This is a genomic window from Acidocella sp., from assembly GCF_052326845.1.
Taxonomy (GTDB): Bacteria; Pseudomonadota; Alphaproteobacteria; order Acetobacterales; family Acetobacteraceae; genus Acidocella.
Genome location: NZ_JBKQJR010000103.1, coordinates 1 through 8,391 on the forward strand (window position 1 = coordinate 1; position 8,391 = coordinate 8,391).

Below are 8,391 nucleotides of genomic sequence, written 5' to 3' on the forward strand. Positions count from 1 at the left end.
CCTCGTCCACGTCGATCCCGCCTTGCGGAAGCTGCCAGGCACTGATGATGCCGATTCGCTTGCCGACAAACACGCGCCCATCCGGGCCAAACAGCACCGCGCCAACGTTCAGCCGGTACGGCAGGGAGGTATGATCAGTCATGGCCAGCCCGTTACTGCGCGGCGGACATGCCGTCCACCAGCTTGATCCCCATCTGCAGCTGGAAGTCGGTATCCTGTTTGGTGGGGTCGAAGGCCGGCCAGTTCGCGGGCGGCTTGGCCGGAATACTGGCGGTCACGGCTGGCAGAGCCGGCGCTGGCGGCAGCGGGGCCGGGTTCTGGCCGGTGGGGTTGGCGAAGGAGTTAAGCAGATCGGTCTCGCGCAGCTGGGCGAAGAATTCGTCATTCGGCAGGTTGGTGTCGGACACGGTGACATCCGGGCTCACGCCATAGCCCTGGATGGATTTGCCCGAGGGGGTAAAATACAGCGCCGTGGTCAGGCGCAGCGCGCCCTCGTTGTCGATCGGCATGATCGTCTGTACCGAGCCTTTGCCGAAGGTCTTGGTGCCCAGCACCAGGGCGCGGCGGTTCTGCTGCAGTGCCGCGGTGACGATTTCCGCCGCCGAGGCGGTGCCGGCATCGGTGAGGACAACGATCGGCGCGTTGTTGGTGATGTCACCGCTCTGCTGCGCGTACCATACCTGGTCGTCCTCCGAGTGGCGGCCATGGGTGGAGACGATCTCGCCCGAATCCAGGAAGTCGTTGCTCACCGCCACGGCCTGGTCCAGCAGCCCGCCCGGGTTGTCGCGCAGGTCCAGGATATAGCCGTGCAGCTTGCCATGGGCCTGCTGGCTCAGATCGTTCACGGCGTTGCGGATATGCGGGTCGGCGTTCTCGTCGAAGCTGCTCAGGCGGATATAGCCAACCGGCCCGTCCGGGGTGTTGAACAGCTTGTCCTTCACGTCGTCGATCTTGATGACCTCGCGCGTCAGCGTGACATGGATCGGCGTGTTCACGCCGTTGCGCTTGATGGTGAGGGTAATCTGCGTGCCCGGCGCGCCGCGCATCTTGGACACCGCATCGTCGAGCGCCAGGCCATCGGTGGAGTGACCGTTGATTTCCAGGATGATATCGTTGTGCTTGATGCCCGCGCGGGCGCCGGGGGTGCCGTCGATCGGGGCGATGATTTCCAGCAACCCGTCCTTCTCCGTCACTTCCAGCCCGAGCCCGCCGAACTGGCCGGAGGTCTGCACCTGCATGTCGGCGTATTGCTGCGCGTTCATGTAGCTGGAATGCGGGTCCAGCCCGGTGAGCATGCCGTTGATGGCATTGTAGATGAGCTTATCGGATGGCGGATCCATCACGTAGTTCTGCTTCACCTGGGTCAGCACGTCGCCGAACAGCGAGAGCTGCTGGTAAGTGCTGTCGGAAGGGGCATCCTGGCCCATGGCGCGCGTCAGCGGCTGTGCCACCGTGCCGAGTGCCAGCCCACCCAAGAAAACCCCGCTCAGCAACAGGCCGCCGCGCAAACGCATGTATTGTGTCCTCAAGATCCGGATAACTGTAGCCATATTAGACAGCATCCCGCCTGGTTAGCCAGAGCCGCGTCCGGCAAGCCAGGAGGTGGGGTCCACCGGCGCGCCATTACGGCGCAACTCCACGTACAGCCTCGGCTGGCGCGTGGGGTCGGTGGGGTCGTAGCCGCGCATGCTGCCTATGGGCTGGCCCTTTACCAGGCGCTGCCCCTGCGCGACGTCTAGATGATCCATGCCGGCGAGCACGACGCTGGTGCCGCCGCCGCAATCTGTGATGACCATGTTGCCATAAGATGGGAACGCGCCTGCGAACATTACAGTGCCCGCGCAGGGCGTGGTGACGCGCGCCCCCGGCCCTGTGCCGTAGCTCACCCCGGTGGAGGGGCCGGCCAGGGTGGTAGCGCCATAGGCTTGCACGATATTCCCTGCCACCGGCGCGGCGCCGGAACTCGCCGCCAGGCTGGCCGGGGTGGGGGCGGGCGGCACCAGCCCGTTCACCGCGTCGTTCAGATTATCCAGCTTATGCGCCGCGGCCAGCTTCTGCGCCTGTGCCGCCGCCTGCTGGTCGGCTGCCGCCTGCTCCGCCGCCTTGGCGGCGTCAATCTGCGCCGAGAGCGCCGACTCGGCCGCCTGCTGCCTGGTCACGGCGTCGGCCAGCTGGGCCTGGCTGGCCGCGGTGGCAGCGATGAGCTGGGCCAGCTGGGCGTTCTGCGCCTGCACGGCCTGCGCCTGGGTGGCTATGGCGGCGGCCACGCCTTGCAGCAGGGCGACGCTTCGCACGGCATCCTCCGGCGGCAACGGCGCGGTGAGCAGGGTGGAGGCAGGCTGGGTGGAGAGGCGCTGCATCACCGGCACCAGCCGGGCGAGCGCGGCCTCCGCCTGGGTCAGATGCTGGGCCGCGTCGCCCTGCGCCGCCTGAATGTTGGCAAGCTGTGCGGCGTCCTGCGCGGTCTGGGTCTCTATTTTGCGGATGGAAGCCGCCGCCTGGGCCTGCTGCTGCCCCAATGCCGTGGCCAGGGCGGTGGCTTGCTGCTGGGCTTGCCGGGCCGCCTGCTCGGCATCGGCATCGGCATCGGCATCGCTTGGCGCCGGTGCCGCTGCTGCCGCCTGCGCAAGGTGGTGCGCGTGCTTATGGTGGCGCGCTGGTTCCGCCCCGGCCAGAACCGGGGCGAGGGCCAGGGTCAGGCAGAGGGCGGCGCGGAGCTTCAAGAGAAGAGCGGTTTCCCGGTCATTTCCACCGGCTGCGGCAGCTCCATCAGCTTGAGCAGCGTCGGCGCGATATCCGCCAGCACGCCATCATGCAGCTTAATCCCCACCGGCCCGCCAGCGCAGATCACCGGCACCAGATTGGTGGTGTGCGCGGTGTGCGGGCCGTGGGTCTCCTTGTCGTGCATCATTTCGCAATTGCCGTGGTCGGCCGAGACCAGCAGCGCGCCGCCCTGGGCCGCCACCGCGTCGGCAATGGCGCCGAGGCCCTTGTCCACCGCCTCCACCGCCTTGATCGCGGCGCTCAGCACGCCGGTATGGCCCACCATGTCCGGGTTGGCGAAGTTAAGCACGATGAGGTCGTACTTGCCGGAGTTGATCGCCTCCACCGCCTTTTCGGTCAGCTCCGCCGCCGACATCTCCGGCTGCAGATCGTAGGTGGCGACCTTCGGCGAGGCGACGAGGACGCGGTCCTCCCCGGGGAAGGGCTGCTCGATGCCGCCGTTGAAGAAATACGTGACGTGCGGGTATTTTTCCGTCTCCGCCATGCGCAGCTGCTTCAGCCCGTGCGCGGCCACCACCTGCCCAAGCAGCTGCTCCAGCCGCTCGGGCGGGAACAGCGTGGCCATGAACGGGGCCAGCGCGTCGGAATAGGCGGTCATGCCGGTGGCGGCCACCAGCTTGGGCTGCCGCGCGGTGAAGCCGGTGAAGGACGGGTCGAGCAGCGCGGTGAGGATCTCGCGCACGCGGTCGGCGCGGAAATTGGCGCAGAGCACGGCGTCGCCGTCCTTCATGCCGGCGTAGTCGCCGAGCACCACGGGCTTGATGAACTCGTCCGTGACGCCCGCCTTGTAGCTGGCCTCGATGGCGGCTTCCGTGGTGGCGAAGTGCTCGCCCTTGGCGTCTGCCAGCAGGTCATAGGCAAGCTGCACGCGCTCCCAGCGCTTGTCGCGGTCCATGGCGTAGTAGCGGCCCACCAGCGTGCCGATCTTGGCCGTATCGCCCAAGGCGGCGGCGAAGGACTTCACGTATTCCGCCGCGGATTGGGGGGCGGTGTCGCGCCCGTCAGTCCACACATGCACGGTCACCGGCACACCCGCCGCGTGCAGGATCTTGGCCAGCGCCACGATATGGTCCTGGTGCGAATGCACGCCGCCGGGCGAAACCAGGCCGAGCAGATGCGCCGTGCCGCCCGAGGCTTTCAGCTTGGCAATGAACTCGGCCAGCACCGGATTGGCGGCCAGCGAGCCATCCTCGATGGCGATGTCGATGCGCGGCAGCTCCTGCGTGACCACGCGGCCCGCGCCGATATTCAGGTGCCCGACCTCGGAATTGCCCATCTGCCCGGCTGGCAGCCCGACGACGCGGCCCGAAGTATTGATGAGGGCATGCGGCGAATTGGCCCAGAGACGGTCGAAATTCGGCTTATGCGCGAGCGCGACCGCATTGTCCTCGCGGCTTTCATTCCAGCCGAAGCCATCGAGGATGGCGAGCATGACGGGGCGTTTGGGCATTTCTATCCTTCAGAACGGTTTGGCGGCCCTAATATAGGAGGTTGGCGCGGTTTGGCCATGGCGGCGGCGGGGCGGCCAGGGTAGAATTGCCCGCATGCGGGCGATGATGTTCGACAAGGCCGGCGCGCCGTTGCAACTGCGCCAGTGCGATGCGCCGGAACCAGGGCCTGGGCAGATCCTGCTGCAGGTTTGCGCCTGCGGCGTCTGCCGCACGGATCTGCACATCGTCGATGGCGAGTTGCCCCACCCGAAGCCGCATGTGGTGCCGGGGCACGAGATCGTCGGCTGGGTGCTGGAGCTGGGGCAGGGGGTGGAGAGTTTCACCCCCGGCCAGCGCGTGGGTGTGCCCTGGCTGGGCTGGACCTGCGGGGAATGCGCGTATTGCCGCTCGGGCCGCGAGAACCTGTGCGAAGCCGCGCGCTTCACCGGCTACCAGATCGACGGCGGCTATGCCGAGCAGGCCGTGGCGGATGCCCGCTACTGCTTCCCCATCCCCGAGCGCTTTACCGACACCGAGGCCGCACCGCTGCTCTGCGCCGGGCTGATCGGCTACCGCACGCTGCGCGCCGGGGGCGATGCGAAGCGGCTCGGCATCTACGGCTTTGGTGCTGCGGCGCATATCGCAGCGCAGGTGGCGCGCTATGAGGGGCGGGAAGTGTACGCCTTCACCCGCCCCGGCGACAAACCGGCGCAGGATTTCGCCCGCGACATCACCGGCGGTTGGGTTGGCGGGTCGGACGAGCTGCCTCCTGAACCGCTCGACGCGGCGCTGATTTTCGCCCCCGTCGGCGCGCTGGTGCCAACGGCGCTGCGGGCGTTGGCGCCGGGCGGGGTGGTGGTGTGCGGCGGCATTCATATGAGCGAGATCCCGCCGTTTCCGTATGAGATTTTGTGGAAGGAGCGGAGCATCCGCTCGGTGGCCAACCTCACCAGGCGCGATGCCGAGGAGTTTCTGCCGCTCGCGGCGAAAATCCCGGTGGTGACGACGACCCGGCCCTACAGGCTGGAAGATGCCAACACGGCGCTGGCGGATTTGCGCGAAGGGCGGTTGGAGGGGGCCGCGGTGCTGGTGATGGGGTAGGGGAACAGAATGGGGGGCGAAGAACGAACCCGCTTCCTCTCCCATGAATGAAAGTGAGCACGGTGTCGCATATGTCCTGACTTATACGACAACCGATGTACTGCCCTTGATGCGCTCTCCGTACAACGCGACGCCGCGGACAAGGCAAAGGCGCTTCTTCGTGCCTCACCTGAACATAACTTAATGGCCTTCCGGCCCCCCGCCACAATCCTACCCTTTTTCAAGCGAAAAAAAGTCAGACGCCCTCCCTATTTCTAACTTTGCTCGAATTGTTTGAGGAGTGTTAGATTAGATGGAACGGAAGAAAGCCGGGCTGCTCGGCGCATTGGCCGGGGTAGCCGCCCTGGGGGGCACCGCCGCGCAGGCCGCGAGCCATGACGCCGTAATGCCGCCGGAGCCCGTGGCGGTAACATCCTATTCCGATCTGCTCCGTCCCATTCCCAATGCCGTGGAGGCGTTGAAAGTCCATAATGCGGAATTGATGGAACGGGCCAACAACGCGCCGGCAGGGGTGGAACAGGTGCAATGGTACGGGGAGGGCGACGGCTACGACTATCACCACCATCACCATCACCATCACCATCACCACCACCACCACCACCACCATCACCATCATCACCACGAGTATTACGCCCCACCCCCGCCGGTTGTCGTGGCGCCGCCGTACGTTGCCATTGTGCCGCCGTCCGTCGTCATCACGCCGTAACGGGAAACTCGCTCTAGTCGTCTGCTGCCCGGTCCCTGGCCCGGGCAGCGCCAAGAATGCGGCGGTAGGTGCCGTCAAAAACAGTTTTGGTCGCCGAGACCCACCTCGTGTCCTGGCCTAGAGTTTCGCGGCTGGCGTGAATTCGCCTGGACTGCATCTCACGCTCAGCGGCTTCCTCCTCGCCCATCGGCTCCAGTACGAAATCCGGTTCGGCCGGCACGATGCAGAGCTGCATGAACGGCTCTCCGGGGCGGAACACATGCACGCTCCCTTCAGGCGGAGCCTTGAACACCACGAAATTAATCATCGGCCACCAGGACGTGCGCAGCAGCGCCGGGACGGCAAGCGGCACGTCATTCGCGTCACTCAAATAAAAGCGCGGATGAGGCTCGGTGCGCACAGCGAGGCCCTCCGGTACTTTCAGGTCGAGCAGGAGCTGGTAGGTGTAATAGCCCTCGCCGAAAGCCCGGAAGGGTGGCCGGCTCGCTCCGGTGCTCGGGTCGGGGCCGAAATCGCCGTCAAAGATGAATTTGCCGTCGCGGCGCGAGACACGCAGCTCGTTGTCATAAGGGTAAAAAATTTCGATGCCATATTGCGCGCCCTCGACGAAAGGCAGGCTATGCCGGGCCTGCTCATGTGAGCCGTTTTGCCTTGGCTCCTTAGCTCCGCCCCAGCCCGGCACCTCAACCTTGGTGCGGCGGGGGGCAAGGCGTGGCTGGTAGAGCCGGTATTTGATCGTGGTCATGATGGTTTCCAGGCAGTTGGACAACAGGATTTGGGGGGGAAGCGGCCGAAGATTCAATAGGCGGCGCGCTACGAAGGGGGCGAGGTGTACGCCTTCACCCGCCCGGGTGACAAATTGGCGCAGGATTTCGCCCGCTCCATCACCGGCGGCTGGAGGGGGCCGCGGTGCTGGTGATGGGGTAGGGGGAAACTCAATCGGAAGTGACCGAGGGGGGCGACAGCCCGATTTACGACGGCGAAACCAAAAATCGGACATTTGGTTCAAGGCTCGGGCGGCCCGGTAGCGCAAAGGCGGCTTGCTGAGAAAAAGCCCGGCAGGCCCGGCCCCAGCGTGACAGCGCGTGTCTCAACGGCTACATTAACGCCAGCCCGACCCGAAAAAACGGACTTCACCTTGTCCCGCCTCGCTTTACCCTTTTTCCTGTTCCCTGGTCTCCTCCCGCTAGCCCTCGCCGGCTGCGCCCAGGGCTACTCCCCAAACACCTATGCCGCCAATGCCGCACAGCAGGCGGCACCTGTGCAGCGTGGGGTGATTATCGGCGTGCGGCCGGTGCTGATAAGCGCCAATGGCGCGGTCGGTGCGGCCGCCGGTGGCGCTGCCGGCGGCGTCGCTGGGGCACAGCTGTCGGGCGGCCCGGAAGTAACTGCGTTCGGCGCGATCGGGGGGGCCTTGGTCGGCGGCATCGGCGGCGCGGCGGCCGAGCAAGCGGTCGCAGATGCCAAGGGCTGGGAATACATCGTCCAGGAGACCGGCGGTAATCTGGTTTCCGTCACCCAGACAAGCAAGGTGGCGCTTCCGGTCGGGCTGCGTGTGCTGGTGATCGCCGGCTCGCAGCAGGCTCGGATTGTGCCTGATTACACCGTGCAGATCGCAACGGCGCCGCCCCCCGCGACTGTGCCGGAATCAGCGGCCACGGGAGTGAATCCCGCGGTGACCAAGGCGACCAATAATGCTGCCGCGTCGAACGGCTCCACGACCACTCCGGCTCACGTTAGCCCGGCTCCGCCAGCCGCCGGTGCAGCGGTGCCTTCGCAGGCAGCCTCCGTCACCGTGGCGAGCAGTGCCATAGCTCCGCCGGCGGCGAGCAGTGCCACAGCCCCGCCGGCGCCGAAGCCGGCCACGGCAACGCCTTCTGGCGGATCCGCCGCCACGTCTGTCCAGGTCGCGCCAGAAGCGTCGAGTTCCACGCCGCCGGCAAATTCCTCCTCTACGCCCACGCCCTGAAGGCCCTCTCCGGGCCGCCGACAAGGCTGGCTAGATGACAGGAATAGGCGCCAAGCCATCTGCGCGAGCGCCTCTGTGACCGTCCGCTTCCAGGGTCACCTGAACGGGCTGCTGATGGCCGGGATGGGTCCAGCCTGTGTAAAAACGCCGACTTCTGCTAGAATCGGCTCGTTATCGGAGGGCCGGTCATGGGGCGTTTCGTTGAGGGTGAAGATCGACGGCAATCGTTATTGTGGCCGGACTCTCTGGACGATTACGTGACCGAGGTCAACCGAGTTCGCGTGGTCGAAGTCTTCATCGACGAGCTGGATTTGGGCACGCTCGGCTTCGATGGCATGCAACCGGCGGCGACGGGTCGGCCCGCCTATCATCCCTCGACGCTGTTGAAGATCTACCTCTAC

The 8,391-nt window shown here is 66.1% G+C and carries 8 protein-coding genes and 1 pseudogene; 4 read left to right on the forward strand and 5 right to left on the reverse strand.

The features are described 5' to 3' along the window. The 4 genes from ACLPJJ_RS06800 to gpmI all read right to left on the reverse strand — a co-directional run. The coding region (locus ACLPJJ_RS06800; RefSeq protein ID WP_443590198.1) for an NUDIX domain-containing protein at positions 1-142 on the reverse strand (142 nt) is incomplete at its 3' end. A gap of 10 nt (positions 143-152) precedes the next feature. Then, the gene (locus ACLPJJ_RS06805) at positions 153-1,514 is read right to left on the reverse strand and encodes a S41 family peptidase (RefSeq protein WP_443590191.1); all 1,362 of its coding nucleotides are present in this window, start codon (positions 1,512-1,514) and stop codon (positions 153-155) included. 57 nt (positions 1,515-1,571) lie between these two features. Further along, complete coding sequence (locus ACLPJJ_RS06810; RefSeq protein ID WP_443590192.1) at positions 1,572-2,723, reverse strand: murein hydrolase activator EnvC family protein; 1,152 nt, start codon at positions 2,721-2,723, stop codon at positions 1,572-1,574. Beyond that, positions 2,720-4,234 carry a 2,3-bisphosphoglycerate-independent phosphoglycerate mutase gene (gene gpmI, locus ACLPJJ_RS06815; RefSeq protein WP_443590193.1) on the reverse strand — a complete coding sequence of 505 codons (1,515 nt, stop codon included), beginning with the start codon at positions 4,232-4,234 and terminating at the stop codon, positions 2,720-2,722. The genes ACLPJJ_RS06810 and gpmI overlap by 4 nt, the downstream gene beginning before the upstream one ends. A gap of 94 nt (positions 4,235-4,328) precedes the next feature. On the opposite strand from gpmI, the gene ACLPJJ_RS06820 reads away from it, so the two are divergent. After that, a complete protein-coding gene (locus ACLPJJ_RS06820) occupies positions 4,329-5,315 on the forward strand; it encodes a zinc-dependent alcohol dehydrogenase family protein (RefSeq protein WP_443590194.1) in 987 nt (328 codons plus the stop codon). A 292-nt stretch (positions 5,316-5,607) separates the two neighbouring features. Continuing rightward, the gene (locus tag ACLPJJ_RS06825) at positions 5,608-6,021 is read left to right on the forward strand and encodes a hypothetical protein (RefSeq protein ID WP_443590195.1); all 414 of its coding nucleotides are present in this window, start codon (positions 5,608-5,610) and stop codon (positions 6,019-6,021) included. Between the two features lie 13 nt (positions 6,022-6,034). Here the strand turns inward: ACLPJJ_RS06825 and ACLPJJ_RS06830 are convergent, their stop codons facing one another. Beyond that, positions 6,035-6,766 carry a hypothetical protein gene (locus ACLPJJ_RS06830; protein ID WP_443590196.1) on the reverse strand — a complete coding sequence of 244 codons (732 nt, stop codon included), beginning with the start codon at positions 6,764-6,766 and terminating at the stop codon, positions 6,035-6,037. A gap of 393 nt (positions 6,767-7,159) precedes the next feature. On the opposite strand from ACLPJJ_RS06830, the gene ACLPJJ_RS06835 reads away from it, so the two are divergent. After that, positions 7,160-7,990: a hypothetical protein gene (locus ACLPJJ_RS06835; protein WP_443590197.1), complete on the forward strand. Its 831-nt coding sequence runs from the start codon at positions 7,160-7,162 to the stop codon at positions 7,988-7,990. A 188-nt stretch (positions 7,991-8,178) separates the two neighbouring features. Beyond that, positions 8,179-8,391 (forward strand): annotated as a pseudogene (locus ACLPJJ_RS06840) (IS5/IS1182 family transposase); the annotation flags it as partial.